The 26,818-nt window shown below is 66.3% G+C and carries 19 protein-coding genes; 3 read left to right on the plus strand and 16 right to left on the minus strand.

Translation table 11 applies throughout. The features are described from left to right. Window positions 1-79 precede the first annotated feature (79 nt). From ASB57_RS08680 to ASB57_RS08715, 8 genes are all read right to left on the minus strand, one after another. Window positions 80-1,006 (minus strand): glyoxylate/hydroxypyruvate reductase A, encoded by a 927-nt coding sequence (locus tag ASB57_RS08680; RefSeq protein WP_057651866.1) that lies wholly within the window; start codon window positions 1,004-1,006, stop codon window positions 80-82. 185 nt (window positions 1,007-1,191) lie between these two features. Next, entirely contained in the window at window positions 1,192-2,826 is a 1,635-nt protein-coding gene (locus ASB57_RS08685; RefSeq protein WP_057651867.1) for an ABC transporter ATP-binding protein, read from the minus strand. Window positions 2,827-2,829: 3 nt separating this feature from the next. Next, on the minus strand, window positions 2,830-3,723 hold the full coding sequence (locus ASB57_RS08690) for an ABC transporter permease (RefSeq protein WP_057651868.1): 894 nt from the start codon (window positions 3,721-3,723) through the stop codon (window positions 2,830-2,832). Window positions 3,724-3,737: 14 nt separating this feature from the next. After that, window positions 3,738-4,679 (minus strand): ABC transporter permease, encoded by a 942-nt coding sequence (locus ASB57_RS08695; protein ID WP_057651869.1) that lies wholly within the window; start codon window positions 4,677-4,679, stop codon window positions 3,738-3,740. A 21-nt stretch (window positions 4,680-4,700) separates the two neighbouring features. Then, a complete protein-coding gene (locus ASB57_RS08700) occupies window positions 4,701-6,275 on the minus strand; it encodes an ABC transporter substrate-binding protein (protein ID WP_156414100.1) in 1,575 nt (524 codons plus the stop codon). 68 nt (window positions 6,276-6,343) lie between these two features. Then, complete coding sequence (locus tag ASB57_RS08705; RefSeq protein WP_057651870.1) at window positions 6,344-7,783, minus strand: amidase; 1,440 nt, start codon at window positions 7,781-7,783, stop codon at window positions 6,344-6,346. 339 nt (window positions 7,784-8,122) lie between these two features. Further along, window positions 8,123-10,561: an ATP-dependent DNA helicase gene (locus tag ASB57_RS08710; RefSeq protein ID WP_057656025.1), complete on the minus strand. Its 2,439-nt coding sequence runs from the start codon at window positions 10,559-10,561 to the stop codon at window positions 8,123-8,125. Further along, complete coding sequence (locus tag ASB57_RS08715) at window positions 10,558-12,354, minus strand: VRR-NUC domain-containing protein (protein WP_082621467.1); 1,797 nt, start codon at window positions 12,352-12,354, stop codon at window positions 10,558-10,560. Before ASB57_RS08715 ends, ASB57_RS08710 begins: the two co-directional genes overlap by 4 nt. 17 nt (window positions 12,355-12,371) lie before the next feature. Here ASB57_RS08715 and ASB57_RS08720 point away from each other — a divergent pair, with 17 nt between their 5' ends. Then, window positions 12,372-14,783: a DNA polymerase II gene (locus ASB57_RS08720; protein WP_082621468.1), complete on the plus strand. Its 2,412-nt coding sequence runs from the start codon at window positions 12,372-12,374 to the stop codon at window positions 14,781-14,783. Window positions 14,784-14,840: 57 nt separating this feature from the next. On the opposite strand, the gene ASB57_RS08725 is transcribed toward ASB57_RS08720, so the two are convergent. The 7 genes from ASB57_RS08725 to ASB57_RS08755 all read right to left on the minus strand — a co-directional run bounded on the left by ASB57_RS08725 (window position 14,841) and on the right by ASB57_RS08755 (window position 24,096). Beyond that, the gene (locus ASB57_RS08725; RefSeq protein ID WP_057651871.1) at window positions 14,841-16,319 is read right to left on the minus strand and encodes a SulP family inorganic anion transporter; all 1,479 of its coding nucleotides are present in this window, start codon (window positions 16,317-16,319) and stop codon (window positions 14,841-14,843) included. Window positions 16,320-16,468: 149 nt separating this feature from the next. After that, window positions 16,469-18,625 (minus strand): bifunctional diguanylate cyclase/phosphodiesterase, encoded by a 2,157-nt coding sequence (locus ASB57_RS08730; RefSeq protein ID WP_057651872.1) that lies wholly within the window; start codon window positions 18,623-18,625, stop codon window positions 16,469-16,471. Between the two features lie 35 nt (window positions 18,626-18,660). Beyond that, complete coding sequence (locus ASB57_RS08735) at window positions 18,661-20,280, minus strand: methyl-accepting chemotaxis protein (RefSeq protein ID WP_057651873.1); 1,620 nt, start codon at window positions 20,278-20,280, stop codon at window positions 18,661-18,663. A 446-nt stretch (window positions 20,281-20,726) separates the two neighbouring features. After that, window positions 20,727-21,830, minus strand: a complete 1,104-nt coding sequence (locus ASB57_RS08740) for a nitronate monooxygenase family protein (protein ID WP_057651874.1) — start codon at window positions 21,828-21,830, stop codon at window positions 20,727-20,729. A 36-nt stretch (window positions 21,831-21,866) separates the two neighbouring features. Continuing rightward, window positions 21,867-22,868, minus strand: coding sequence for a LysR family transcriptional regulator (locus ASB57_RS08745; RefSeq protein WP_082621469.1), 1,002 nt, complete (start codon window positions 22,866-22,868; stop codon window positions 21,867-21,869). A gap of 108 nt (window positions 22,869-22,976) precedes the next feature. After that, window positions 22,977-23,336 carry a lysozyme inhibitor LprI family protein gene (locus tag ASB57_RS08750; RefSeq protein ID WP_057656028.1) on the minus strand — a complete coding sequence of 120 codons (360 nt, stop codon included), beginning with the start codon at window positions 23,334-23,336 and terminating at the stop codon, window positions 22,977-22,979. Window positions 23,337-23,433: 97 nt separating this feature from the next. Further along, the gene (locus ASB57_RS08755) at window positions 23,434-24,096 is read right to left on the minus strand and encodes an N-acetylmuramoyl-L-alanine amidase (RefSeq protein ID WP_057651875.1); all 663 of its coding nucleotides are present in this window, start codon (window positions 24,094-24,096) and stop codon (window positions 23,434-23,436) included. Window positions 24,097-24,425: 329 nt separating this feature from the next. Here ASB57_RS08755 and ASB57_RS08760 point away from each other — a divergent pair, with 329 nt between their 5' ends. Beyond that, window positions 24,426-25,679 carry an aconitase X catalytic domain-containing protein gene (locus ASB57_RS08760; RefSeq protein WP_057651876.1) on the plus strand — a complete coding sequence of 418 codons (1,254 nt, stop codon included), beginning with the start codon at window positions 24,426-24,428 and terminating at the stop codon, window positions 25,677-25,679. Beyond that, entirely contained in the window at window positions 25,669-26,112 is a 444-nt protein-coding gene (locus tag ASB57_RS08765; protein ID WP_057651877.1) for an aconitase X swivel domain-containing protein, read from the plus strand. Before ASB57_RS08760 ends, ASB57_RS08765 begins: the two co-directional genes overlap by 11 nt. A 60-nt stretch (window positions 26,113-26,172) precedes the next feature. Here ASB57_RS08765 and ASB57_RS08770 read toward each other — a convergent pair whose 3' ends face one another. Then, window positions 26,173-26,715 carry a GAF domain-containing protein gene (locus ASB57_RS08770; RefSeq protein ID WP_057651878.1) on the minus strand — a complete coding sequence of 181 codons (543 nt, stop codon included), beginning with the start codon at window positions 26,713-26,715 and terminating at the stop codon, window positions 26,173-26,175. Between the last annotated feature and the right edge of the window lie 103 nt (window positions 26,716-26,818).

Genomic DNA, 26,818 nt, shown 5'->3' on the forward strand with positions numbered 1-26,818 from the left:
TATTGGGCTTGGCTGTGTTCAGGAGCTGTCGGGATTCACGCGGATGATTGCGGCTAGCTTGCGGCGGCATGCGGCGGACTCAGTAGCCTCTTTCCATATCGACCTGGTTGACCAGTGCCTGGCCGTCGCGCAGGCGATGGATGTTGGCGACGATCTGCGCGGCCACGGTCGCGGACGCCGCCATGGTCGCCATGTGCGGCGTCACCACCACACCGGGCGTGCGCCATAGCGGATGATCGGTGGCCAGCGGTTCCTGGGTGAAGACGTCAAGTACGGCGCCACGCAGGTGGCCCGACTGCAGGGCGGCGATCAGGTCGTCCACGACCAGATGTTCGCCACGGCCGCAATTGACCACGGCGGCGCCCGGCGGCAGGGCCGCGAAGGTACGGCGATCGAGGATGCCGCGCGTGCTGTCGGTGAGGGGTAGCAGGCACACCAGCAGGTCGGTCTGGCCGAGGAAGGCCTCATAGCCGTCGGCGCCGCTGAACATGCGCACGCCAGGCAGTTCGCGCGGGCTGCGGGACCAGCCGTTGACGGTATAGCCCAGGGTGGGCAAGGTGGCGCCGATGAGGCCGCCCAGTTCGCCCAGACCCATCAGGCCCACGCGGAAGTCTTTGGCGGCTTGCTGAGGCGGGCGCTTCCACATGGCCTGGCGCTGGTTGGCCATGGCGACGTCCAGCTTGCGATGGAAGTGCAGGACGGCCCATAGGACGTATTGCAGCATGCCCTGCGCCAGCATGGGGTCGACCACCCGGCAGACCGGCAGGTCGCGGGCATCCTGGCCGGCCAGCACGTTGTCGACACCCGCGGCAATGCTGTGGATCAAGCGCAGTTGCGGCATCTTTGCGTAGATGCCGGGCGGCGAGTTCCAGCAGACGGCGATGTCGGCTTCCAGGCAGGCTTGGTCGGGCCAGGTCGTGATCCTCAGCGTGGGGTCGAGTTCGTTGAGCAGCGGTTGGAAGTAAGCCAGGTTGGCGGAGTGGCTTAGCAGGGCGACGCGGGTCACGGATATCCTTTTTCTCGAAGGAAGACTGTTTTTTGATTCATGGGGGCTCCGCCCCCATAGCCCCCGTTGGGGGCAGCTTGTTTCATGCGATGGCCCCCGTGGAGCGGAGCCCCGCCTTAGGAGCCCGCCTGGAGGGCGGCCCCCACTGGGGCGTGGGGGGCTCCGCCCCCACATAAAATAAACACCTATGCAGGCACAAGGGCGGCGGCGCCCAACTGCTGCCCGGGGATCGCGGCAAGCAGCTCCTTCGTGTAGTCGCTGCGTGGCCGGCTGAAGACCTCCTCGGCGGTGCCGATTTCCATCAGGCGGCCCCGCTGCATCACGGCGATGCGATGGCACAGGCGTGCCGCCACCCGCAGGTCATGCGTGATGAAGATCATGCTCAACCCCAGCCGCTCCCGCACGGTTTCCAGCAAGTCCAGGATCTGCGCCTGTACGGAGACATCCAGCGCCGACACCGCTTCGTCGGCCACCAGGATCTCCGGCTCCATCATCAAGGCCCGCGCGATCGAGATGCGCTGCCGCTGCCCGCCGGAAAACTCGTGCGGATAGCGCTCCAGCGCGCTGGCATCGATGCTCACCAGATCCAGCATCTCCAGCATGCGCTCGCGCACCTGCGTCGCCGTCGCCCCGTAATTCATGGGCCCTTCGGCCAAGGCCTTGCCGATGGTCACCCGCGGATTGAAAGACCGATAAGGATCCTGGAACACCATCTGAATCCGCTTGCACCACTGCCGCCACTGCCCCCGCGTCAAGCGCGAGATATCCTGGCCCTGCATCAGGATGCGCCCGCTGGTCGGATGCGCGAAATGCGCCAGGCAACGGCCCAGGGTCGTCTTGCCGGAGCCCGACTCCCCCACCACGCCCAAGGTTTCACCCTCGCCCAGGGTCAGCGACACATCGACCAGTGCATCGACCACCCGCCGCTTGCCACGCAGCAGGCTGGTGGTCTCGAAACGCATGCCCAGGTTCTCCACCTGCAGCAGCGGCAGCCGCGCCGCCGCCGCTTCGCTGGCGCCGAAATGCCCTTTGGGCACGGCATCCAGCAATTTGCGTGTGTAAGGATGCTGCGGATTGGCCAGCACGTCGGCGGCGCTGCCGCTTTCCACGATGCGGCCGCTCTGCATCACGATCACCCGATCGGCGATCTCGGCCACCACGTCGAAGTCATGGGTGATGAACAGGATGCCCGTGTTGTGCCGCTCGCGCAGGCCATGCAACAGACGCAGCACCTGGGCCTGCGACGTCACATCCAATGCCGTCGTCGGTTCATCGGCGATGATCAGCGCCGGTTCCATCGCCAGCGCCATGGCGATCATCACCCGTTGGCGTTGGCCGCCGGACAACTGGTGCGGATACGCATGGCGCAGCGTTTCCGGCGCAGGCAGCCGGACATCGGCCAGCAGGTCCAGCACCCGGCTATCGATGTCCCGAGCGCTTAGTGCGGGGCCATGAAACTGGAAGATCTCGGCCACCTGATCACCCACTTTCATGAGCGGGTTCAGCGCCGTCATCGGCTCCTGGAAGATCATTGCCATGCGGTCGCCGCGCAGCGCGCGCAGCTCGCTCAGGGAGGCATTCGTGATGTCCTTGCCGGACAGCAGGATCTGCCCGCTTTCCCGGTGCAGCACATCCTTGGGCAGCAGGCCCATGACGGCACCGGCGGTAACCGACTTGCCGGAGCCCGACTCGCCGACGATGCAGACAATCTCGCGTTCGCCCACGGCAAGGCTGATGCCCTCGGCCGCATAACGGCGGTCGCCCGAGCCCGGCAGGCGCACCTTGAGATCGCGGATTTCAAGTATGGGATGAGAAGACATGGTTCAGCCTTTCCGTTTACGGGCCATGCGGGGATCGAGGCGGTCGCGCAAGCCATCGCCGAACAGGTTCACCGACAAGATCAACAACGCCAGGTACAGGCCCGGATACAGCACGATCCACGGCGCGCGCTGGAAGTACGGACGCCCCTCGGCGATGATGCTGCCCAGGCTGGGAATCTCCGGCGGAAAGCCCAGTCCCAGGAAACCGAGCACGGCTTCGATCAGGATGGCCGACGCGCAGATGAAAGTGGCCTGCACCACCAGCGGATTGATGGTGCTGGGCAGCACATGGCGCCACAACACTTTCCACACCGGCGTGCCCATGCCCAGCGAGGCCTCCACATAAGGCTCCTCGCGCACTGACAGCACCACGCTGCGCACCAGGCGCGCCACCCTGGGAATCTCCGGAATGGCGATGGCGGTGACCATCGTGGGTATCGTGGCGCCGCCCAGGGCCACCATGGCGATGGCCAGCAGCAGGCCGGGGATCGCCATGATGCCGTCGATGATGCGCATGATCACCGCGTCCAGTCGCCGGAAATAGCCGGCCAGCACGCCCAGCGCCAGCCCGGCGATCACGGAGATGACGCTGACCAGGGCCGCCAGGGTGATGGACAGGCGGCCGCCATACAGCACGCGGGAGAACAGATCGCGCCCCAGCGAGTCGGTGCCGAACCAATAATCGGCGCTGAAGGGCTTCAGGCGCATGCGCGGCGCCAGGCTGGCGGGGTCGTGCCAGGTGATGACAGGCGCCAGCACAGCGCCCGCCACCAGGACCAGCAAGAGCAGCAGGCCGCCCAGCATCCAGGGGTCGCGCGCCAGCACGGAGACGGCAAGGCGCAGGCGGGACACCCGCGGCGCCGGGAGCGAGGCTCCAGCAAGAGACTTCACGGTCATAGGTCTAACCCGGATCAATAACGGATACGCGGATCGAGCAGCACGTACGCCAGATCGATCGCCAGATTGATGAACACGTAGACGAAGGAGAAGAACAGGATCGTCCCCTGCACCACCGGATAGTCGCGCGCCATCACGGCGTCGACGATGAGCCGGCCCACGCCGGGAATGTTGAAGATGGTCTCCGTCACCACCACGCCGCTGATCATGGTCGTCAACGCCAGGCCCACCACCGTGACGATGGGCACCGCGGCGTTGCGCAGCGCATGGCGGTACAGGACATAGCGCTCCGACACGCCCTTGGCGCGCGCCGTGCGCACGAAGTCCTCGCCCAGCACGTCCAGCATGCTGGCGCGCGTGATGCGGGTGATCAGGGCGATGAAGACCACGGCCAGGGTGATGGTGGGCAAGGCCATGTGGTACGCGAACACACCGAAGCCCTGGGCAACGCTGGCATAGCCCTGCACCGGCAGCCAGCCCAGCTTGACCGAAAACAGCAGAATCAGCAGATAGCCCACGACGAAGGCGGGGATGGAGAACGCCAAGGTGGTGGCAGCCAGCGTCAGCCGGTCGATCAGGCGGCCATGCCACCATGCCGCCATGACACCCAGAGGCACGGCCGACGCCACCGTCACCAGGATGGCGCACAGCGCCAGGGCCAGGGTCGGCCCCAGGCGTTGGCCGATCAGCTTGCTGACGGGTTCCTTGGACAGCACGGACGCGCCCAGGTCGCCGCGCAGCAAGGCGCCCATGGCCAGCATGTACTGGGTGGCCATGGGCTGGTCCAGGCCCATGTCGGCGCGGATCTCGGCCACGGTCTGCTCGCTGGCCATATCGCCGGCGATGATGCGCGCGGGATCGCCGGGCGCCAGGCGCAGCAGCAGGAAAACCACCGTTGCCACCACCAGCATGACCGGGATGGCCGCCAGCAGGCGCTTGAGGATCAGGTTGAACATGAGAGGTAGCGCTCCTGACGCTTACTTCGACCAGAACAGGGGAACCGGCGCGTCCACCATGTTGGCGAACTTCGCGTCATAGCCCTTGAACTTGGAATAGCCGCCCAGCGGCACGAACATCACCTGGGCGTAGGAACGGCGCTGGATCTCCAGGGCCAGGGTCTTGCGCTCGGCCTCGTCGCTGGTGGCGGCGAAACGGTTGCACAGATCTTCCATCACCTCGTCCTTGGTCCAGCCGGGATAGCCCTTGTCGCCGCCGCCGTCCAGATTGGGATTGCCCACTGGCGACATCAGCTCCAGGCTGGTCATGTTGGACTGGAAAATGCTCCAGCCGCCCTGCTCCACCGGATCCTTCTTGGTACGGCGGGCCAGCAGCGTGGTGAAGTCCATGGATTGCACCTCGACGTTCATGCCTATCGCCCGCAGCGCGTCGGCGGTAACCGGCGCGATGTTGGTGAAAATGGGCAGATCCGTCGCATGCAGGATCACCACCTTCTCGCCCTTGTAGCCGCTATCCTTCAGCAACTGCCTGGCGTGCTTGAGATCCGGCGCCTTGACCTGGGTGGCGCCCTCTTCGGACGAGTAAGGCGACACGCAGGACAGCACGGCGCCGCACAGTTGATAGACCTTGGCGTCGCCGATCTGCGCTTCCAGGAAGTCGCTCTGGTTCAGAGCCGCCAACGCGGCCTGGCGCACCTTCGGATTATTGAAGGGCGGCTGCAGCCAGTTCATGCGCAGCGTGAACATCATGCTGTTCTTGCCGAAGGATTTCAGGGTGATGCCCTTGGCGTCCTGCAGTTGCGGCATCAGGTCGGGCGGTACGTCCTCGACGAAATCGATCTCGCCGTTGCGCAAGGCGTTGACGGCGGTCTGCGCGTCCGAGATGTTGACCAACTCGATGCGGTCCAGGGTGGCGACCTTGCCGCCGGCGAAACCGCTGGCGGGCTCCTTGCGCGGCACATAGTCGGTGAACTTGACGTAGGTGGCCTTGACGCCAGGCTGGAAGTCGGCGGCCACGAACTTGTAGGGCCCGGAGCCGATGTATTCCGTGATGGCGGTCGTGGGCGGCGTCTGCGCGATGCGCTTGGGCATGATGAAGGGCACCACCGAACTCGGGCGTGCCAGCGCGTCCAGCACCAGGCCGAAGGGCTGCTTCAGTTTCAACGTGAAGGTGTTGGCGTCGCTGGCCGTCAGCGTGTCGGTGGCGCCTTTCAGGCGGCGCCCGACGATGTCGACGGCTTCCCAGCGCTGCAGGGATGCCACCACGTCGTCGGCGGTGACGGGCGCGCCGTCATGGAATTTCAAGCCGGGGCGCAGCGTGAAGGTGTACGTGAGCTTGTCGTCGGACACCTTCCAGGTATCGACCATTTCCGGCTGCGGCCGCGACTGGGCGTCCATCGCGAACAGCGTGTCGTAGATCAGATAGCCGTGGTTGCGCGTGATGTAGGCCGGCGTCAGGATGGGATCGAGCACGCGCAAGGGGGCGTGCATGACGATGCGGGCCTTGGTTTCAGCATGGACCGCGGCCGGCGCCAGCATCGGCACGATGAGGGCCGCGCACCAGAGCGCGGCGGCATGAAGCTTGTTGATGTGCATGACTTCCCCTTGTTGTCGTTGCGTTGTCGGTGCGTTTCCGGGTGTTTTCCGGACGCGGGTTGGTTGGCTCAGGCCGGCAGCACGATGGGCCGCTGGGCCCAGGGCGCGATGCGTTCGAGTTGTGCGGACAGGCGCAAGATGACGTCTTCGCGGCCGAAGTGGCCGATCAGTTGCGAGGCCACCGGCACGCCGTCGGCCGTCCAGTTCAAGGGCAGGCTGGCCGCGGGTTGGCCCGAGGCGTTGATGACGGCCAGGAATGTGGCGTAGCGGGACACCTTGCTACGGAAATCCCAGAAGCCGCCCCGGTTCAGGCCCAGTTCGTCCAGCTTGGCCGGCAATTGCGTGAGCGTCGGCGTCAGCACCACGTCGAAGCCGGCCATGGCGTTTTCGATGATGCGGCTGATCGCATGGAAACGCGTGATCGAATCGGCGTACTGCGTGGCGTGCAGGCCCTTGCCCACTTCGTAGCCGTCGCGCAGCACGGGCTCGATGTCGTCGTCGCGCAGGCTGCGGCCCAGCACCTGAAGGCGAGCATCGACGGCGATGACGATATTGGTGGCCAGCACGGTGCCATGAGCCCGCACGAAACCGCTGTAGTCGAGGTCCGGGACCGTCGCGTCGACCACTTCATGGCCCAGTTCGCGGCACCATGCGACCGTGCGCTCCAGGGCCGCCAGGCACTCGGGGGCGGGTTCGATGTCATTCCAGCCGCGCCGCCAGACGGCGATGCGCAAGGGCGTCGCATGCTGCTCGCCGATCGTGTCCAGGTAGGAATCCGGCTTGGGGGGCGCCGCATAGGGCGCGCCCCGTTCGTAGCCGCTGATGGCGTCCATGGCCGCTGCAGTGTCGCGCACCGTGCGGGTGAGCACGCCGTCCGACGCCATGCCGCCCCACCCTTCGCCACGCGCGGGTCCCATGGGGACGCGGCCGCGCGAGGGCTTGAGGCCATAGACGCCGCAGCACGCAGCGGGGATACGGATGGAGCCGCCGCCGTCGCTGCCATGCGCGACCGGCACGATGCCGGCGGCGACGGCCGCCGCGGCGCCGCCGCTGGACCCGCCCACGGAGCGGGTCAGGTCGCGGGGGTTGAGCGTGGCGCCGCCGTTACGCACGGCTTCGGTGGAGGGTCCCATGCAGAGTTCCGACACCGTGGAGCGGGCGAAGGGGATCAACCCGGCTTGCTCGAAACGGCTCGCGACGGTGGCGTCGTAGGTGTAGGTCATGTCGTTGAACAGCCGCGAGCCCAGGCTGGACGGGAAACGGCGCGATGCGAAGCCGGAGTCTTTCAGCAGGAAAGGAATGCCGCGGAAGGGGCCGGTGGCTTGCCAGTCGCGCGCCCATTGCAGGGCTTCGTCGTAGCGTTCGTAGGTAAGCGCGTTGAGGGCTGGTCCGCGCTCGCGCGCCACCGCGATGGCGGCTTCCATCAGTTCCAGGGAGGTGACTTCCTTGCGGTGGAGCAGATCCGCCAGGGCCAGGCCGTCCAGGGAGGTGTACTCGTTTGCTTGCATGGGGTGGGATACCTGTTTGGGTGCTGTTTGCCAGGGTGCTTTTATTCGTTTGGCTTAGGTATTGTTCTTCGATACCTGAGTATTCTATAAAAATCATTCTATATAGCCTGGCGCTACCGGTGCAGCTAGGGATTTCCCCGATGGGGAGATGGAGTGCCCGCGCCCCTGACGGGGCGTAGGCATGCGTGGCGCGCGCGGGGCGCGCCGCCGGCCGCGTGGCCCTGCGTTTGTCCAAAAAAAAACCTGTGCAATGCACAGGTCTCGTCAATCGCAGGCATGGCGGAGCCGGCTTCGCCGGTCCGCCAGTGCCGCCCCTTGGGGGGCGCGCGGTACGGGGGGCTATACCTCCCACCACGTGGGCAGCAGGCGGCGTACCTCCGGGCGGCGGTAGCGGTCGTCGATCAGGTACACGCTGCCGCGGTCGGCTTCAGACCGGATCACACGGCCGGCGGCCTGCACCACTTTCCGCAGGCCGGGATAGAGATACGTGTAGTCGTAGCCCTGGCCAAAGCGCGCCTGCATGCGGCGCATCATTTCTTCGTTGACCGGATTCATCTGCGGCAGTCCCAACGTAACGATGAACGCGCCGATAAGCCGGGACCCCGGCAAGTCCACCCCTTCACCAAACGCCCCACCCAATACCGCGAACCCTATCCCCTGCCCATCCGCCACGAAACGATCCAGAAACTCCGCGCGCGCCTTGGGATCCATCCCCGACGCCTGCCGCCACATCGGTATCCCCGGATGCGTACGCGCCAGATGCTCCGCCAACAGCGCCAGATAATCGAAGCTGCTGGAAAAGCACAGATAGTTACCCGCCTGCTGGCCATAAGCTCGCGCCATCAGGTCGACGATAGGCGCCACCGACGCCGCCCGGTCGCGAAACCGCGTCGATACGCGATCCACCAGATGGATCGCAAGCTGGTCCCGCTGGAACGGACCCGGCACATCCACCCACGGGCAGTCCGCGGGCAGGCCCAAAGTATCGCGATAGAAATGCGCGGGACTCAAGGTCGCCGAAAACAGCACCGTCGCATGCGCGGCGGCGAACTTCGGCGTCAGGAACGGCGCTGGAATGACATTGCGAACGCACAGCGTCTCCAATGCCTGCGCCCGCTGCTTTGCCTGCGGAAGCGCGACGCCCGCGGCCTGTGCCAGGCCGGCCCCATCCGCCCGCGCACCGACGGAAGCGATTTCGCGGCCGACCCGGGCCCCCGCACCTCGCTCCGGCTCGGCCGGCATCGCATCGAACAGCGAGTGCGCGCCATGGCTTTCCGCCAGGCGCAAGAACCGCAGCAAGTCGAAATAGAACGTCAGCAGGTCCTCTTCCGCCTCGGCCGCGGGCTCGGCAAAGTACTCCGCCAGCGTGGCGCCGGTACGCTGCAAAGCCGTCAGCAGGCCGCCCGGCAGATCGTCATAGACCCGATAGCCCTCCTCCGCCCGCTCACCCAGGCTGGCGCGCCACACCCTGCGCAAGTTATCCAAAGGCTTGCGCAGAAACTTCGGCGCCGCCCGCCGCGCCAGCGACAGCTGCGCGGCCGACAGTTGTCCGCTATACATGCCGCGGGCACGCTCGACCAGGTTGTGGGCCTCGTCCACCAGCACGCCGACGCGCCATTGCAAAGCCTGCGTCAAGCCATGCAGCAGGCCGTTGTAGTCGTAGTAATAGTTGTAGTCTCCGATGACCACGTCGGACCAGCGCGCCATCTCCTGACCCAGGTAGTACGGGCAGATGCCGTGCCCCGCGGCAATGCTGGCCAAAGCCGGCCGGTCCAGCACCGGCGCCAGCGCCGCTTCGGCGCGCGCGGCCGGCAGGCGGTCGTAGAAACCGCGCGCCAGCGGGCAGTCTTCACCATTGCAATCGCGGCCCGGATAGACGCAGGACTGTTCACGAGCCGCCAGCTCCAGCGTGCGCAAGGGCAGCAAAGGCGACGCGTCGCGCACCTTCGCCACCGCATCCAGGGCCGCCTGCCTGCCGGCCGTCTTGGCGCACAGAAAGAACACACGATCCAGCGGCGCCGCGGGCATGGCCTTGAGCATGGGGAAGAGACTGCCCAAGGTCTTGCCGATGCCTGTCGGCGCCTGCGCCAGCAAGGGCTTGCCGTCGCGCGCGACGCGATAGATGGCCGCGGCCAGTTCGCGTTGCCCCGGCCTGAACGCGGCCTGCGGAAAGGCCATGCCGCGCAGGGTTGTATCGCGAGCGTCGCGATGCGTGGATTCCTGTTGGCCCCAGGCCAGGAAGCGTTGGCACTGTTCGTTGAAGAAGGCCGCCAGCTCCGCCGCGGAACACGCGCGCGTCAACACGGTTTCTTCCTGGGTGCCCAGTTCGAAGTACACCAGCGCCACTTCCAGATCGGCGAAGCCGCGCGCCAGGCAAAGCAGATGTCCATAGACCATGGCCTGCGCCCAATGCACGGCCCGCTGATTGTCCGGCACGCGATCCGCCGATGCGCGCCGCGTCTTGATCTCCTCCAGCCGATGCTTGCCAGGATCGTAGCCATCCGCCCTGCCGCGCACACGCAGCGTGACGGCGTCGCCGGCGTCCGTCGCGACATCGCCAGCGCTTGCGCCCGGCACGCCCGCGGCGACACCATCCGTCGGCCGATAAAACCCTTCCAGGGCGACTTCCGCTTCGTAACCGGCGGCCCTGCGGGCGACGACGGCCTGGTGGCCGGCAGTGCCTTCCTGCCCGGTCGGCGCCGGTGTGAAGCGGGTGTCCAGGTCGCCCGCGCGCGCGGTGAACTCGCACAGGGCCCGCACGGCGATGGTATAGCTCACGCGGCCGCCTCCGCCCACGCCACCCGGCAAACCTGCACGGGAATACCATTCGCGTGGTTGTACGCGATCCAGCGCAGCTGATTGTCCTGCAGCCGATCGCCCGGCCCTTTGACCTCGATCAGCGCATAGCGCCGCTCGGCCGGCCAGAAGCGCACCAGGTCAGGCAAACCGCTGGCATTGGTCTTGACGTCCGCCAGGATGCGCGTGAACCAGAGCTTCATATGCCGGGGCGGCAGGCAGTGCAAGGCCACGTCGAGCAAGCCCTCATCCAGGGCGCCCCACGCCACGAAAGGCGAAATCAGACCGGCCTTGTCGCGCCAGTTCGCGCGGATCACGTCGGCATGGCTGCCGTCATCCAGCCGCGCCAGGCAGGCATCGAAGGCCGCCCGCCGCGCGCCCGCGAAGCCGGGATCGTACAGATCCGCCGGTCCGCGCTGAAAGGGATGGAAGAACGCCCCCGCCACGGGTTCGAAAATGGCCGGCCAGCACAGCAGCCCGAACAAGGCATTGATCAAGGTGTTTTCGACGTAGTAGACCGGCCCGTCAGCGGATGCCAGATGATCACGCACCACGTATTCCACGGAGCGCCCGTCTTGGGGACGTGGCAGGTTCAAGTCCCACATGGTGACTGCCGTCCGTCGCGCTGGCGTCGCAAGGCCTTGCCCCAGACGACGCCGCAGCCGCGGAATAAGGCGTTGCAACAACTGGGACTCGGTTTCGCTTTCGGGCGCGGCCAGGGCGGCTTCGGCCAGGGCCAGGGCCTCAGCATCCGCGCCCCGCTGCTCCAGCACCCGCAACGTGCGATGGCGGGCGCCGGGATAGGCGCAGGGCTGGTAGCACGCCAGCGCACCGTCCCAGTCCTGCCTGCGCTCGCGCGCCCGCCCCAGGGCGAACAACAGCTTGGCGCGCCGCCGCCCCACCCAGGGATGGGCCGGCGCTTCCGCGAGCAAGGCGTCCAGGATGTCGCCATCAGCATCGTCATCGAAGCGCTCGCGCAGGCGTTGCAGCCGCAAGTACGTATCGATATCGGCGCGCACCTGGAAAGCCCTTGCCGCGGCGGGAAACTCGACGCGCTCGTACTGGAAGATGCCCAGGTCGGCCAGGACGAACTCGGTCCAGTCCTGGCGCAAATTGCCGAAGAACATCAGGCGGAAGCGCTCGGCCAGGGCCGTGATGCGGACCTCCAGCACCTCGATGCCCATCGTGTCGGCAGCGCCCTCGGCCAGCCATAGTCGCCAGGCCTTGGGGTCGGCATGCCCGCCCTGCTCCCGTAAATGGGCCAGCAGCCGCGCCTTGGACAGGCGGGCCGGCGCCACCCCCGCGAACAAACGCGCCAGTTCCGCCTGGCGCAGCACCGCGAACAGCGCGTCCAGGGTCAACTCGGGATCCGCGTCCAGCCAGCCCAAAGCCAGCAAGGGCCCGAGCGCGGCGCCGGGATCGCCGATTTCGGCGTAGTGCAGCGTATCCCCACGGAAATACGGCCCCTTACGCATGAGCATGCGGGCCAGCAAAGCCTGCGACGGGCGCGGCAGTCCGGCATAGTCATGAAGAAAGGCCCGCTCGTCAGCGTCCAGCAGATCCCCGTAACGCTCGGCGATCCAGGCCAGGGCAAAAGCGAAATTGCGCAGATAGTAGTGAGGATCCGGGCCGTCTTCGCCGGCGGGACGCGCCAGGCGGGCGGCGGCGTCGATGATGGCGGCGGCCTCCGCCCCGTGCGCACGGGCGCCCGGGCCTGCCTCGGCGCAAGCATTCAAGGGAAAAAAACGGGCGGACGGGGAATCTGACGGGCTCATGGCAAAATACTGTATCCATGAACAGTATATCCGCCCCGGCCATGCCTCCCGAATTCTCCCGCCAGGGTTTCCTGCTGACCCGGCATTGGCGCGACACGCCCACGGGCACCGAAGTCGAATACTGGCTGGCCACCGACACCGGCCCGCTACTCGTCAGGGTTCCGCCGCAGCCGTCGGTGGCCTTCATCCCGGCAGCGCAGCAAGCCCAGGCCGAACAAGCCCTGCGTGGGGAAACTGATGGCGAATTGCGGCCCCTGGCGCTGCAGGATTTTCAGCACCGCCCCGTGCTGGGCCTGTACTGCAAGCAGCAACGCCAGATGATGCGCCTGGAAAAACGTCTGCTCGAAGCCGGCGTCGATGTCTACGAAGCCGACATCCGCCCGCCCGAACGCTACCTGATGGAACGCTTCATCACGGCGCCGTTGCGGGTCACCGGCCAGCTCGATGCCGGCGGCGTCGTCCTGGACGCATCCCTGAAGCCGGAACCTGACTATCGCCCCACATTGCGCCTGGTGTCGCTGGACATCGAAACCGACCAGCGCGGCAATCTTTATTGCATCGGTCTGCAAGGCTGCGGACAACGCCAGGTCTATATGCTGGGACAGACGGCCGGCACGGAACGGGTCGCCGGCGCCGACGGCCAGGACTTCGATCTCGAATACTGCACCGACCGCGGCGCGCTGCTGCGTTGCCTGAACGACTGGCTGGCCCGTCACGACCCCGACGCCGTAATCGGCTGGAACGTGGTGCAGTTCGACCTGCGCGTGCTGCATGAACACTCACAGCGCCTGGGCATCCCCCTGCGCCTGGGCCGCGGCGGCGCGGTCATGGAATGGCGCGAGCACGGCGCCCGCCCGCAGCACTATTTCGCCGCCGCGGCCGGCCGCCTGATCATCGACGGCATCGAAGCCCTGCGCTCGGCCACCTGGAGCTTCCCTTCCTTCAGCCTGGAATACGTGGCGCAAAGCCTGTTGGGCACCGGCAAGGCCATCGACGATCCCTACCACCGGATGGACGAGATCAACCGCATGTTCGCGCAGGACAAGCCGGCCCTGGCCCGCTACAACCTGCAGGACTGCGAGCTGGTCACCCGCGTCTTCGACAAGACGGAATTGCTGACCTTCCTGCTGGAACGCGCCACCGTCACCGGCCTGGCCGCCGATCGCAGCGGTGGCTCGGTGGCGGCCTTCGAGCACTTGTATCTGCCCCTGATGCATCGCAACGGCTTCGTGGCGCCCCGCCTGGGCGCGCAGCCGCCGCGCGCCAGCCCGGGCGGCTTCGTCATGGACTCGCGTCCCGGTTTGTATGAATCGGTGCTGGTGCTGGACTACAAGAGCCTGTACCCGTCCATCATCCGCAGCTTCCTGATCGACCCCGTGGGCCTGATCGAAGGCCTGCGCCAGCCGGGCGCGGACGCCTCGGTGGCGGGCTACGCCGGCGCGCGCTTCTCGCGCACGCGCCACAGCCTGCCCGCCATCGTGGAACGCATCTGGGACAGCCGCGATGCCGCCAAGCGCGCGGGCAACAAGGCCCTGTCGCAGGCCTTGAAGATCATCATGAACTCGCTGTACGGCGTGCTGGGTTCGCCCGGCTGCCGCTTCTTCGATGCGCGGCTGGCTTCATCCATCACCCTGCGCGGCCACGACATCATGCAGCGCACGCGCGAGCTGATCGAGGCCCAGGGCCATATCGTGATCTACGGCGACACCGACTCCACCTTCGTCTGGCTGGGCCGCGCCCGGGCCGAGGACGACGCGGCGCGCATCGGCCGCGAGCTGGTCGCCGGCATCAACCTGTGGTGGCGCGAGCATCTGCGGCAGGAGTATGGCCTGGAAAGCGCCCTGGAGCTGCAGTACGAAAACCACTTCCAGCGTTTCCTGATGCCCACCGTGCGCGGCGCCGAGGAAGGCAGCAAGAAGCGCTACGCCGGCCTGGTGCGGCGCGCGGACGGCAGCGATGAAGTGGTGTTCAAGGGTCTGGAATCCGTACGCACGGACTGGTCGCCGCTGGCGCGCCAATTCCAGCAGGAGCTGTATCTGCGCATCTTCAAGCGCGAACCTTACCGCGATTACATCCGCGATTTCGTGCGCCGTACCCGCGCCGGCGAACTGGACGAATTGCTGGTCTACCGCAAGCGCCTGCGCCGCCGCCTGGACCATTACGAACGCAACGTGCCGCCCCATGTGCGCGCCGCGCGCAGTGCCGACGAGTACAACCAGCGCCAGCAACGGCCCATGCAATACCAGAACGGCGGCTGGATCAGCTACGTGATGACGCTAACGGGCCCCGAGCCCCTGGAGAACCGCCAGGCCGGCATCGACTACGAGCACTACGTGACGAAGCAGCTGCAGCCCATCGCCGACGCCATCCTGGCCTTTGTCGGCGATGATTTCACGCAACTGACGGACGGGCAGCTGGGGCTGTTCTAGGAACCATTGGTCCTGGAGCCATTGTTCCAGGAGCTATTGTTCCAGCGTTATCAGGCCCTAATGCCCCGCCGCCGGCGCCGCGCCACCTTTGTCGTGGGTGCCGAATTTCTCGACCATGGTCGCGCTGGCGCGATTCAAGCCCAGCACTTCGACGGCCACGCCGTGGCGGCGGAATTTGTGGACCACGCGGTCCAGCGCATCGACTGCGGTGATGTCCCAGAAGTGCGCGCCTTCCAGGTCCAGGATCACGCGCTCGACGGGCTCCTTGAAGTCGAACTCGGCCACCAGGGCCTGCGACGTCGCGAAAAACACTTCGCCGCGCACGGCATAGCGGCGCGCCCGGCCCTCGTCCAGCGTGCTGGTTTCCACCGCGAACATGCGATGCACCTTGGACGCGAAGAACAGCGCGCTGAGCAGCACGCCCACCCCCACGCCGATGGCCAGGTTGCCGGTGGCGACCACCACCACGACCGTGGCCAGCATCACCACGGACGAGCTGCGCGGATGCGTGCGCAGGTTCGCCAGCGACTTCCAGCTGAAGGTGCTGATGCACACCATGATCATCACCGCCACCAGCGCGGCCATGGGGATCTGCCGCACCCACGGTCCCAGGAAGACCACGAGTATCAGCAGGAACACGCCCGCCACGAAGGTCGACAGGCGGCCACGTCCGCCGGACTTCACGTTGATCACGGACTGGCCGATCATGGCGCAGCCCGGCATGCCACCCAGCAGGCCCGAGAAGATATTCGCGAAACCTTGCCCGCGGCACTCGCGGTTCTTGTCGCTGTCGGTGTCGGTGAAATCATCGACGATGGCGGCCGTCATCAGCGATTCCAGCAGACCGACCACGGCGATCGCCAGGGAGTACGGGAAGATGATGCGCAAGGTGTCCATCGTCCACGGCACCATCGGCAGCGCGAAATGTGGCAGGCTGTCCGGAAACATGCCCATGTCGCCCACCGTGCGCGCCGGCAGGTGCAGCCACACGGCCAGGACGGTGAGCACGACGATGCACACCAGCGGCGACGGCACCGCGCGGGTGATGCGCGGGAACAGGTAGATGATCGCCAGGCCGCCCGCCACCAGCGCATACACGCTCCAATGGGCGTTATGGAACTCCTGCAGCTGGGCCATGAAGATCAGGATCGCCAGCGCGTTGACGAAGCCGGTGATCACCGACCTGGACACGAAGCGCATCAAGGCCCCCAGCCGCAACAGGCCTGCCACGATCTGCAAACCGCCCGCCAGCAGCGCCGCGGCGAACAGGTACTGCACGCCATGGTCCTTGACCAGGCCGGTGATGAGCAAGGCGACCGCGCCCGTGGCGGCGGAGATCATGGCCGGCCGGCCACCGGCGATGGATGACACCACGGCGATACAGAACGCCGCGTACAGCGCCACCTGCGGATCGACCCCCGCGATGACGGCAAATGCCAGGGCTTCGGGGATCAGGGCGAGCGCCACCACCAGGCCGGACAGCACGTCGCCACGGACGTTGCCCAGCCATTCTTCACGCAGAGTATGTAGATTCATCGGAGGGGGGAGAGAAAACGAGGCGCGCCAGCATTGGCGGCGCGCCAAGTTTACTTCAGCCCCCATGACAGGCGCCTGCATGGCTGCGGGATCGGCATGGAGCCTTCACGCAGCGATCAGGCAGCCACCCCGCAGCCACTAAGCAGCAACTACGCCCGCGGCTGCGCGGTCAACCACGTCCTTGCGAACACCGACGCCGGCTGCGGGCGGCCGTAGTAATACCCCTGCGCCTCGTCGCAGCCCATATTGCGCAGGGCGTCGGCCTGCTCCGCCCGCTCCACGCCTTCGGCGATGGCGCTCAAGCCCATGTTGTGCGCCATCCCCAGGATGGTGGTGACGATGGTGCGGTCGTGGCGGTCGTTGAGCATGTCGCGCACGAAGGAGATATCGATCTTCAGCTTGTCGACGGGCAGGCGCTTCAGGTACGCCAGCGACGAATAACCCGTCCCGAAGTCGTCGATGGACAAGGAAAACCCCGCCGCCTTCAGCGCCGCCATCACAACGATCGAACGCTCGATGTCGCCCATCAAGCCGCTTTCGGTCAATTCCAGTTCAAAGAACTCCGGCTCCAGATCCGCGGCCCGGACGATGTCGACGATATTGCTGGCCAACATGCCGTCGTCCAGTTCCTGCGCGGCCAGGTTGATCGCCAGCCGTCCCGTGAAATGCAGGCCTTCCAGCTGCCATGACTTCATCTGGCGGCAGGCTTCACGCAACACCCAGCGACCCAGCGGCGCCATCATGCCGCGGGCCTCCGCGATGGGGATGAAGTCCACCGGACTGACCCAGCCGCGCCGCGGATCGTACCAGCGCAGCAGCGCCTCGGCGCCCACCATGGCGCCGCTGTCCAGATGCACCTTGGGCTGGTAGTAAAGCTGCAGCTCGCCGTTGTTCAAGGCGCGCGCCAGGTCCTTGGCCAGTTCCATGCGCTCGGCCAGGCCGTCGCTCATCTCGGGCTCGTAGAACACATGGCCGACGCCGCTGGCCTTGGCGCGGTACATGGCGATATCCGCGCGCTTGAGCAGGTCGTCGATGGTGGTGCCGTCCATCGGATGCAGGGCGATGCCTATGCTCACACGCATGAAGAAGGTGTGATCGGCGGCCGCCACCGGATCCAGCAAGGCGCTCTGTAAGCGCTCCGCCAGGTCGGCCGCCGCGGCCCGATCGTCCACCGGCGTGGCGACGATGAACTCGTCACCCGCCAGGCGGGACAGGATCTCGCCCGGACGCAGCACCGCCTGAAAACGCCGCGCCACCTGCACCAGCACCTGGTCGCCCACGCCGTGGCCGCGCGTGTCGTTGATTTCCTTGAAGCGGTTCAGGTCCATGAACAGCACCGCCAGCATGCCGTCGTTCATGCGCGCTTCCACCAGCGCACGCCCCAGGCTTTCCATGCACAGGGTGCGATTGGGCAGCCCCGTCAGCGAGTCGTACATCGCCAGCAGCCGGATCTTGTGTTCGGCGGCCTTGCGCTGCGTGATGTCCGAATTGATGACCATGATGGACTTGGGCTCGCCGGCCTCGTCCAGCACCAGTGTCCAATGTCCTTCCACCGGAAAGGTGGTGCCGTCCTTGCGCCGGTGGCGGATCTCGCCGCGCCATTCGCCGTGCGTCAGGATGCGGCCGGTGATGTCGTCGAGCAGCGCGTGGTCGTCATAGATCAGCTCCGCCACCATGCGCCCCGTCGCTTCCTCCGGCGACCAGCCGTACATGCGCTCCGCGCTCTTGTTCCAGAACAGGATGCGTCCTTCCAGGCTGCGCACCACGATGGCGTCGGTGGTCTTGTCCAGCAGCGAGGCCTGGTCGCGGTAGCGGGCGGCGATGTCCTCGGCATAACGCTTGAGGTCCATCAACACCATGCTGTCCGTGATGTCGGTCATGGCGCCGGCCACGCGCAGGCCCTTCCCGTCCGGCGCGCGCTGCGTCCGCCCCAGCGCGCGCATCCAGCGATAGCTGCCATCCCGGCATTGCAGCCGGTACGTCACGTCATAAGGCGTCTGCCCGGTGCGGTCATTGATGTGCGCGGCGAAGATGCCCAGCGTGCGCGCCTTGTCGTCCGGATGCAGGCGGGAGGACCAGCTGCACAGCAAATTGGGCAGCTCTTCCAGCGTGTCGTAGCCCAGCATCCGCCGGAACTGGTCGGACAGCCAGCAGGGACACTGCGGATCATTCAGGTCCCAAGCACCGATCTCCATGTCCCACAGCGCGTCGCTGGTCGCCTGGATGATCAGGTCGAAGCGGCCCTGCAGGTGCCGGACGTGGGCGCGCAGCACTTCCAGCTCCGCCCCGGCGTCCAATTTCAGCATTACATCCACCGTCTATCACTCACTGCCTGGACTCGTTATGCGGGCAAGGCCACGTATTCGCCGGATTCGTGCTTGGCGGCGGTCAGGCGCGCGACCGCGTACTCGGCCGTGCCTTGCGCCAGGCGGAAGACGCTGACCAGTTGCGCCAAGGTCGACGTCTGGTCCTGCATGGCGCCCGACGCGGCGGCGGCTTCTTCCACCAGCGCGGCGTTCTGCTGCGTCACCTGCTCCATCTGCGCGATGGCCAGGTTGATCTGCTCGATGCTGCCCGTCTGTTCGTGCGTGGCCGCGCTGATCTCGCCCATGATGTCGGTCACCCGCTTCACGCTTTCGACGATCTCGTCCATGGTCGCGCCAGCCTGGCTCACCAGTTGGGAACCGCTGTCGACCTTGGCCACGGAATCGCTGATCAGCTGCTTGATGTCCTTGGCGGCGGTGGCCGAGCGCTGCGCCAGGCTGCGCACTTCGCTGGCGACCACGGCGAAGCCGCGGCCCTGTTCACCCGCGCGAGCGGCTTCCACCGCCGCGTTGAGCGCCAGGATGTTGGTCTGGAAGGCGATGCCGTCGATCACGCCGATAATGTCCACGATACGGCGCGACGATTCATTGATCGAGGTCATGGTCCCGACCACTTGCGACACCACGGCGCCGCCGCGGCTGGCCACTTCCGACGCCGACATCGCCAGTTGATTGGCCTGGCGCGCGTTGTCGGCGTTCTGCTTCACCGTGACGGTCATCTGCTCCATGGTGGCGGCGGTTTCGCTCAAGGAGCTGGCCTGCTCTTCGGTGCGCGAGGACAGGTCCAGGTTGCCGGCGGCGATTTCGCGCGCCGCGGTGGCGATGGAATCGGTACCGCCGCGCACCTGGCCGACGATGTTGCGCAGGTTGCCGTTCATGCCCTGCAAGGCCTCCAGCAACTGGCCGGTCTCGTCGCGGCCGTGGACCTTGATCTCGCTGCTCAGGTCGCCGTCGGCCACGCGGCGGGCGGCGTCCAGAGCCGAGGCCAGGGGGCGCGTGATGCCGCGGGTGAGCAGCCAGGCGCAGGTGGCGCCGAAGGCCAGGGCCAGCAGGGCCAGGATGATCAGCTGCTGGCGGCTTTCCTGGTCGATCTCCTGGATGTGGGCGGCGTCCAGGTCCAGCCGCTTGCGCTGCACGTCGACGAATTCGGCCAGCAGCTTGCTGTAGCCGACAGAGGCGGGTTGGAAGGTGGACAGGAAGATCTTGTTGGCTTCTTCCGCCTTGCCTTCGCCCTTCAGCTTCATGATGGTGTCGCGGGCGTTCACGTAGCCGCCGCGCACGTCCATGATCTTCTTGTAGACCGCCTTCTCGTCGGTGTCCTGGATCAGGGGTTCCAGCTTCTTCATGATCTCCAGCGACGCCCGTGTGCCTTCGGCCGCGTCGCCGGCGAAGAACGGCGCCAGGGAGGTATCGGTGCTCTTGGCAATGGCCGTGGTGCGCGTGATGCCGACCAGCACGTAATTGGCCCAGTCGTTGGTCATGCGTTCCTTGGCCAGGGGCAGCTCCATCATGGCGCGGGTGGCGTTGGCCACCGTGCTCAGGCGCCAAAGGCTCATGCCGGTAATCAGCATGGCCAGGGCCAGCACCAGGCCGAACCCGAGCGCCAGACGGGCGCCTATCTTCATATTCTTCAGCATGACGATTTCTTGTCCTACTCTTGATTACTGCTGACGCAGCGAGGTACGGCCGGCAGGCCGCGGGTAAAACCCGGGCGCACGGAGTCTCCGCCGGACGCCCCAAGAAATCGAGTGTTGACGCACCGCTTTCTTACTCCCTCCTTTACGACCTTTGCCCGAAGGTCTTTAGCCCTGGAAAAGCACGTAATAGAGGATTTTTTTTGGTGCGATGCGGAAAGATAAGGGTTGCTTAGTTTTTGGAGCTGGGGAGCGCGATTTTGCGGCTGCGCGCCGCCCCGCGCCGGCGGGGAAACGCTCCCGGGCCAGAGCCTGGGAGCGCGTTTGAGGGAATGTTCCGCAATGCCGGATGGCCGGCGCCCGGCGCCGAGCGAACGAGCGGCTACGCGCGGCCGCCGGCGCTTGGATCAGGGCCTGCCCGCAGCCAACAAGGCCGCGACCAAGTCGCGTCAGGCGGCCGTCAGCGCCTGTATCGTGGCTTTGCGTTCGGCCTGCAAGGCCGCGACCAGTTCGGCGGCGGGGAGCGCGCGGGAAAGGGCCGCGGCCTGGCCGGCCCAGTGGGCGCCATAGCCGTGCTCGCCGCGGGCCTTGGCGGCCGCGTGCAAGGCCTTGCCGGCATCGTAGGCGATGGGATAGTCAGGCGCGGGCGGGGCGTCGGCGGCGATGCCCAGGGCCATCAGCTGATTCCGCACGCCACGCGCCGCGCGGCCGGAAATCGCCCGCGTATGCGCGGTGCTGACCTGCTCATGCCCCAGCAGATTCTGCCGGTACGCCGCATCGGCGGCCGACTCCGGGCAGGTCACGAAGGCCGTGCCCAACTGCGCCAGCTGCGCCCCCAAGGCCTGCACCGCGACGATGCCCGCGCCATCCATGATGCCGCCCGCCGCCACCACGGGCAGCCCCGTCTGCTTGACCAGCAGGCGCACCAGCGCCAGCGTGCCCAGTTGTTCGTCATGGGCCCGCGGGTCGAAGAACCCCCGATGTCCGCCCGCTTCGATGCCCTGCGCCACGATGGCGTCGATGCCCGCGGCTTCGATGCGACGTGCCTCGTCCAGATTGGTGGCCGTGGCCATCAACAGGATGCCGGCCGCGCGGAGGGCCTGGATGTGTTCCACGGCGGGCAGGCCGAAGTGGAAACTCACCACGGCCGGCTTCTCGCGCAGCAATAAGGCCTGCATGTCGGCATCGACGACATAGCTGGTGTAGATCTCCTTCAACGCTGCCGGCGCCGTGACGCCATGGCGCTCGAACACTGGCGCAAGGTAGCGCAGCCAGGCGGATTCCGCGTTGGCGTCGGCCTGGGCCGGGGCATGGCAGAAGACGTTGACGCCGAAGGGACGGCTGGTCAGCGCGCGGGTCTGCTCGATGGCGGTCTGCGCGGCCGCGGCGTTCATCGCGCCCAGGCCCAGCGAGCCCAGGCCGCCGGCATTGCTGACGGCCGCGGCCAATGCCGGTGTGCTGGTGCCGGCCATCGGCGCCTGGATGATGGGGGCGGTCAGCCCCAGCCGTGCCGCTAGGGAAGCGCCGGCGACCGGCGTGGAAGACGAGGACATGGTGGTCTCCTGCAAGGTGGGAGAAAGAAATCGGCTTTATTGGGACCTTATGCGGGCCTTGTGCGGTTTCCGGGCGGGCGGTGTCCAGGAACTGGATTGCCTGGTTGCCTGGTTGCCTGGGTTGCCCGGGTTGCCTGGGTTGGACCCCGGTTGGCCTTCTGCGCCCAGCATCTTGGCGAATTCCCGCAACGCGGCGGTATCGAAGCCCGCGCGCCGGATCAGATAACTATGCACCGGCCGCAGCGGCACGACTCCCGCGCCATCCGGCACGCGCCGCATGGCGATCATGGAGTGCGGCAGCACCGCCACGGCCGTGCCGGCCATCACGCAGGCCAGGATGGAGTCATAGGAATTGAGGTCCAGCAAGGTCCATTGCCCAGGGTCGCCGCCCTGCTCTTCCAGCCACTGCAAGGCGCACTTGCGGTAGGTGCAGCCGCGCGCGAAGGCGGCAAGGCGGCGCACCCGCAGATCAGCGGCCGTGGCTGGCTTGGGGTGCCCGGGCGGGGTTACCAGCATCAGGTCTTCGGTGAACAGGTAGCGGCCTTCCAGGCCCTCGGCCAATTCGCGCATGTCGGCGGCGGCGGGCGCGCCGGTATGCGGGTGGGCCACGATGGCGCAGTCCAGGCGGGATTCCGCCACGGCATCGGCCAACGCTTGAGTGGTGCCGGTCTGGATTTCGACTGTGACCTGGGGCCAGGCCTCGTGGAAGCGTGTCAAGGGGCCGGGCAAGCGGCTGGCGGCGGCGGCTTCCATCGAGCCCAGGCGCAGGCGCCCGGTTGGTGTGCCTCCGCGCACTGCCTGGCGGGCCTCTTCGGCCAGCGCCAGCAGGCGCTCCGCGTAGTCCAGCATGCCCTGGCCTTCGGGGGTCAGGGTCATGCGCTTGTTGTCGCGGTGGAACAGACTGACACCCAGGTCGTCTTCCAGCTGCCGCAGGCGGGTTGTCACGTTGGATTGGACTCTTCCCAGGCGCTGGGCGGCGCGGGTCACGCTCTGTTCTAGCGCGACAGCGCGGAAGATTTCCAGTTCGGTGAGTTCCAAGGATTGGGTTCTCTAAATCTCATTTAGAGAACTATATTTCTGATTTATTCTTTTTTCAAGATTTATGGTGCGGGACACGTGCCCACTGCGGGGGCTGGGGCGGATGGCCTACCCGCCCAGCTGGCTGTCTTCGCAACCGCCGCGTTTGCACTCGCGTTCGCGTTCCTTGATGAAGCTCAGGCGCTCTTGCGTCAGGGACACCGCGCAATCGAGGTTGACGTAGTAGCCGTCCGGCTTCTCGATGCTGCATTGCTCCTCGCGCTTTCTGATCCAGGCCTTCTGGCCCTTCCTCAACATTTCCTGTTGGGAAGGCTTCATGTGCTTGCGCAGGTCCGCATAGGCGGTGTTCAGATCATGATTCGTCTGCGAAAACATATTGCCCGAGCAATAGACCTGATCGAAGGCGCTGCGCGGTTTGGCGCAGCCGGCGGCGCGGGCGTCGGTCGCCCCGCAAGCCATGCCGGTCATGGCGGCCAGCGCGATGCCGCGGACGAGTTGCTTCATGTCATGTCTCCAGAAAAGAAATAGATGAACGCGGTGGGACTAACCGCGATCGGTGGCTATTTCACGGTTTCTGGTTGCATTCATGCACGGCTTGCGCGATGGCGCCCGCCAACTTGGTGATGGTTTGCGGATCGGCCAGGCGCTTTTCCTCGTCCGGATTGACGATCACGCCCGCCTCCACCAGCACCGCCGGCGTGGTGGCGTTCTTCAACACCACCAGATCGTCGAAGCGGTGTATGCCCAGGCGCTGGTCGATCAGCGGCCGGTTCTCGCCTGGAACAGGCGTCGCATGGTACAGCGACGGTTTCTCGCCGGCTGCCAGAAGATTCTCACCGATGGCTTTGGCGCAGTTCAGGCTCTGCTCATAATTGGGATTGAGCTGGGACACGAAGATCGAAAAGCCGGCGAATTCACGCTGGCGACCCGCGTCGATCCAGGCCTGCTGCATGGAATCGTGATGGATGGAGATGAAGAAATCGGCATCCGGCGCCTGCTGCGGCCGCTCTTTCAGGGCGATATCCTTGCCGTTGACCGATATGCGTTTCACGCGGTCGTCCAGCGCCATCAGGTCATGCGCCACGGCGCCGCTCAAATCCAGGTTGTATTGGTATTCGACCCGGCCGCTCGCACCCGTGGCCCCGGGGCGCTGCGGGGTGTGGCCGGTATCGACCACGATATAGGCGGCCTGCGCCAGCGTGGCGCTTCCCATCACGGCCGCCGCCATCAGCGCTCGCGCCAGGCCACGCCACGAGGGGCTCATCGCGCGGCCACCCGCCACCACTGCTTGATATGTCACTGCCTTGACCCGACCGCGCTCAAGCGCGTGCCGTCCTATTTATTAAAATTTGGGATGTTGCCTAAACAGCGAACCATGCGGGGAGCAAGCTCGAAGCGCTCGCATTCTGCCTGTTTCGTCAAACTGTCACAATCGCAATTATGCAATCTGTGGTTACTTTCTTGAAGCCCAAAAGTTATAGCTGAGCAGGCGCCTACACTCCACATTTGCCTCGGTAAAATCCCCGAGCACGCTTTCCAGCACCGGAGGTTCACCGTTTGATCACCCTTACCCCTCATGACCAGGCCCTGCTGGACGGCCGGCACGGCTCCGCCGCCGCGCTGGCCATGCGCATCCTGGTCCGCTGCGCCAGTGTCATGGGCGCCCGGCAACTGGTCGATATCGAAAGCGCCCACATCGACGGCTGTCTCTACCATGGCCAGACCAGCCTGGACTTCGTCGAGCGGCTGGTGGCCGGCGGCGGCAAGGTCGTGGTGCCGACCACGCTGAACGTGGGTTCGGTGGATCTCATCCACCCGGAACTGTTCCGCGGCGAAGCGACCCTGCGGCGCGACGCCGAGCGCCTGATGCAGGCACACCTGGAACTGGGCTGCGAATCCACCTTTACCTGCGCGCCTTACCAGCTCAAGCACCGTCCCCGGCTCGGCCAGCAGATCGCCTGGGCGGAATCCAATGCCATCGTCTTCGCCAACTCGGTACTGGGCGCGCGCACCAACCGCTATGGCGATTTCATCGACCTGTGCGCCGCGCTGACCGGCCGGGCGCCCTACTGCGGCCTGCATCTGCCGGAAAATCGCCTGGGCCAGTGCCTGTTCCAGGTCGCCGACTTTCCGGCCGATCCGGACGGCCGCGACATCTGGTACGCCGCCCTGGGCCTGTGGGTGGGCCGCCATGCGGGCACGCTGATTCCGGTCATCGAGGGACTGCCGGCCGATACTCGCGAAGACGAGCTGAAGGCCCTGGGGGCGGCGGCGGCGTCCAGCGGCGCCATCGCCCTGTTCCACGCGGTCGGCCTGACACCCGAAGCGCCCACCCTGCGGGCAGCCTTTGGTGATGCACCGCCCCGGCAGACCCTGAACGTCAGCGCTGCCGACCTGCGCGCCATGCGCGACAGCCTGAACCAGGCGCGCCCCGGCGATACGCTGGCAGCGGTCAGCGTGGGAACGCCGCATTTTTCCCTGGAGGAATGCGGGAGGCTCGAGTCCCTGCTCGCCCGGCAGCCGGCACCCCTGGCCGTGGACTTCTACGTCAACACCAGCCGCTACATCCTTTGGGAACTGGAATCCAGCGGCCTGGCGGCGCGGCTGCGGCAGGCGGGGGTGGAATTCGTCACCGACACCTGTACCTATCTGACGCCCATCATGCGGAACACGCGCGGCGTGGTCATGACCAACTCGGGCAAATGGGCCCACTACGCGCCGGCCAATATCGGCGTGCAGGTTGCCTACGGCAGCCTGCGCGACTGCGTGCTATCCGCCCGCCTGGGCAAGGTGATATTCGATGGACAATAAATTCTGGGACGCCGAAAGCGTGGTGCCCGGCGCGGGCGCCGGGACCCTGTGCCTGCTGGACGAAGCACTCAGCTTCTGGGGCGGTTATGACGCCGATGCCGGACGTATCATCGAAGCGCGCCATCCGCAATTTGGGATTGCCCTGGCTGGTGTAATCCTGCTGATGGCGCGTGCGAAGGGATCGAGCAGCAGCAGCAGCGTGCTGGCCGAGGCCATCCGCAATGGCACGGGGCCGGCCGCCATCGTCATGCGGGACAGGGATCTTATCGTGGCGCTGGGCTGCATCGTCGCGTCCGAGCTTTACGATGCCCGCGTTCCCATCGTCGTGGCCGACGCGGAAACGTGGGACGGTCTGTGCGCCCTGCCCGCCGGTACGCGGCTGGCGGTGACGGCGGAAGAGGAAACAGCGCGAATCGAGATCAGCGCTGAGTAGGTGTCAAACTGCGGGGATCAAACCGCGGAGGACCAACCCGCGGGCCGTAAACCGCGGGGTTCAAACCGCCACTTCGACCAACTGACGCGCGGCGGCCAGGGCCGGCGCCAGCAGATAAGCGAAAGGCATGGCCAGCTGGACATGCTCGTCGCAGTACCAGCCCTTGTCGTGCATCAGGCTGACCATGCCCACGGTCTCGCCCTTGACGACGACCGGCACGTTCAGCACCGCCGTGCAGCCAAGATCCGTGATCTGGCGCGCATCGTCATACGCCCATCGCAGGTCGTCCACATCGCAGCCGATATAGGGCTGTCCCCGGCTGATCACCAGATCGTTCCAAGACGGCGTGCCCATGGGATGCGGGCTGCCGGGCGGAAGATCGGCCGGACGGCTGCTGTAGATGCCTACCAGTTCACGGGCCTCGTGCGACAGGTAATAGACGGCGAACAGCTTATGTCCGACCAGTTCACCCAAGGCCTTGTCGACGGCGTGGCACACGGAGTCCGCTTCGCAGCGGCGGGCTGCCGCGCAGGCCTCGTTGAGCAATAGCATGGGTCGGGGCGGCGCCAGACTCACCGTTGCGGCATCGTTCATTTCATCCATGGTCCCACCCCTTCCCCTCGAACACCTCAGCGGCCTGGCGCCTATTCGCCAGCCCTGCATAGGCTCAGGCAGGATATAGCGTCCCAAGGCGGCCCGCCAGCTA

This window comes from Bordetella sp. N (genome assembly GCF_001433395.1).
Taxonomy (GTDB): domain Bacteria; phylum Pseudomonadota; class Gammaproteobacteria; order Burkholderiales; family Burkholderiaceae_B; genus Bordetella_C.

What these genes read in the sequence shown, in the direction of transcription:
- ASB57_RS08700 (WP_156414100.1), bottom strand. Translation starts at nt 6,275, where the DNA reads ATGCACATCAACAAGCTTCATGCCGCCGCGCTCTGGTGCGCGGCCCTC.
- ASB57_RS08685 (WP_057651867.1), bottom strand. Translation starts at nt 2,826, where the DNA reads ATGTCTTCTCATCCCATACTTGAAATCCGCGATCTCAAGGTGCGCCTG.
- ASB57_RS08705 (WP_057651870.1), bottom strand. Translation starts at nt 7,783, where the DNA reads ATGCAAGCAAACGAGTACACCTCCCTGGACGGCCTGGCCCTGGCGGAT.
- ASB57_RS08735 (WP_057651873.1), bottom strand. Translation starts at nt 20,280, where the DNA reads ATGCTGAAGAATATGAAGATAGGCGCCCGTCTGGCGCTCGGGTTCGGC.
- ASB57_RS08740 (WP_057651874.1), bottom strand. Translation starts at nt 21,830, where the DNA reads ATGTCCTCGTCTTCCACGCCGGTCGCCGGCGCTTCCCTAGCGGCACGG.
- ASB57_RS08725 (WP_057651871.1), bottom strand. Translation starts at nt 16,319, where the DNA reads ATGAATCTACATACTCTGCGTGAAGAATGGCTGGGCAACGTCCGTGGC.
- ASB57_RS08690 (WP_057651868.1), bottom strand. Translation starts at nt 3,723, where the DNA reads ATGACCGTGAAGTCTCTTGCTGGAGCCTCGCTCCCGGCGCCGCGGGTG.
- ASB57_RS08730 (WP_057651872.1), bottom strand. Translation starts at nt 18,625, where the DNA reads ATGCTGAAATTGGACGCCGGGGCGGAGCTGGAAGTGCTGCGCGCCCAC.
- ASB57_RS08750 (WP_057656028.1), bottom strand. Translation starts at nt 23,336, where the DNA reads ATGACCGGCATGGCTTGCGGGGCGACCGACGCCCGCGCCGCCGGCTGC.
- ASB57_RS08755 (WP_057651875.1), bottom strand. Translation starts at nt 24,096, where the DNA reads ATGGCGGCGGCCGTGATGGGAAGCGCCACGCTGGCGCAGGCCGCCTAT.
- ASB57_RS08720 (WP_082621468.1), top strand. Translation starts at nt 12,372, where the DNA reads ATGAACAGTATATCCGCCCCGGCCATGCCTCCCGAATTCTCCCGCCAG.
- ASB57_RS08695 (WP_057651869.1), bottom strand. Translation starts at nt 4,679, where the DNA reads ATGTTCAACCTGATCCTCAAGCGCCTGCTGGCGGCCATCCCGGTCATG.
- ASB57_RS08765 (WP_057651877.1), top strand. Translation starts at nt 25,669, where the DNA reads ATGGACAATAAATTCTGGGACGCCGAAAGCGTGGTGCCCGGCGCGGGC.
- ASB57_RS08770 (WP_057651878.1), bottom strand. Translation starts at nt 26,715, where the DNA reads ATGGATGAAATGAACGATGCCGCAACGGTGAGTCTGGCGCCGCCCCGA.
- ASB57_RS08715 (WP_082621467.1), bottom strand. Translation starts at nt 12,354, where the DNA reads ATGAGCCCGTCAGATTCCCCGTCCGCCCGTTTTTTTCCCTTGAATGCT.